1 protein-coding gene is annotated in these 1253 nt (G+C 55.8%); it reads left to right on the plus strand.

Features of this window, described 5'->3' with window-relative positions:
* The first annotated feature begins 64 nt into the window (after positions 1–64).
* A protein-coding gene (locus AC07T0_RS31705) for an IS3 family transposase (protein WP_495004870.1) occupies positions 65–1245 on the plus strand; the annotation gives its coding sequence in 2 pieces (ribosomal slippage) (positions 65–320 and positions 320–1245; 1182 coding nt in all).
* Positions 1246–1253: the final 8 nt, after the last annotated feature.

Genomic DNA, 1253 nt, shown 5'->3' on the forward strand with positions numbered 1-1253 from the left:
TGTGGTGGTTTAATTTCCCCGGACACCCCGATAGGTGGAAAATGCATCTATCGAGGAGTTTTTCATGACCGACAAGCGCAGGACATTCGACGACAGCTTCAAGCTGCAAGTCGTGAAAATGATCACAGACCAGGGGTTGGCCGTTTCACAAGTCTGCCGGGATCTCAATCTGGTTGATTCGGCTGTTCGACGCTGGGTCCAGCAGTATGAATCGGAACAGTTGGGACAAGCTGGGATCGGTAAACCGCTGACACCTGAGCAGCAGCGTATTCGGCAGTTGGAGCAAGAGAACCGGCAGCTCAAGATGGACAACGATGTCCTAAAAAAAGCTACAGCCTTCTTTGCCCGCGAGCTGAAGTGACCTACCGCCTGGTTCGACAGCTGCAACAGAAGGCTTATTCGGTGGTGCACGTCTGTCGGCTGCTGGGCATCAGCCGCTCCGGCTTTTACGAGGCCAACAAACGGGCCCAAGCGCCGGCACCGATTTGCCCAGTCACGGTACAGCTCAAGGCTTCGTTTAGCGAAAGTGGCGGTTGCTACGGCAGTCGCCCGTTGCGTAAGGCCCTGCACGCCAAGGGGATGGAGATAAGCCTTTATAAAGTCCGCCGCTTGATGCGAGCTAACGGTCTGCGCTCAGCCTGGAAGCGCAAATTTGTGCACACGACTGATAGCAATCACGATCTGCCGATCGCCGAGAATGTGCTGAATCGCCAGTTCGAGCCCGAGGCGGTGAACAAGGCGTGGGTGGCGGATGTGACCTACATCCGGACCCGCAGCGGCTGGCTGTACCTGGCCGTGGTATTGGACTTGTTCTCACGCAAGATTGTGGGCTGGTCCATGGCGCCGAACATGCCTGCCGAGCTGGTATGCAACGCCATGCAACTGGCTATTGCTCAGCGCCAGCCGGCACCGGGACTGATCGCCCATTCGGATCGGGGTAGTCAGTATGCAAGCGCGAGCTACAGAGCGTTGCTGGAACGAAATGGTATGCAGCAGAGCATGAGTCGCAAAGGTAACTGTTGGGACAACTCCGTGATGGAGCGTTTCTTCCTGAGCTTGAAAATGGAACGTGTATGGCGCCGTGACTACGCCAACCATGGCGAGGCAATACGTGACATCACCGAGTACATCGTTGGGTTTTACAACAACGAGCGACTGCACTCGAAACTGGGGTATCTGCCACCGACCGTTTACGAGCGGGCGATGGTGTCAAAATTACCTATCGAGGTGTCCGGAATTAGTTGACCACTACA

The organism is Pseudomonas sp. GW821-FHT04D07, from assembly GCF_059420225.1.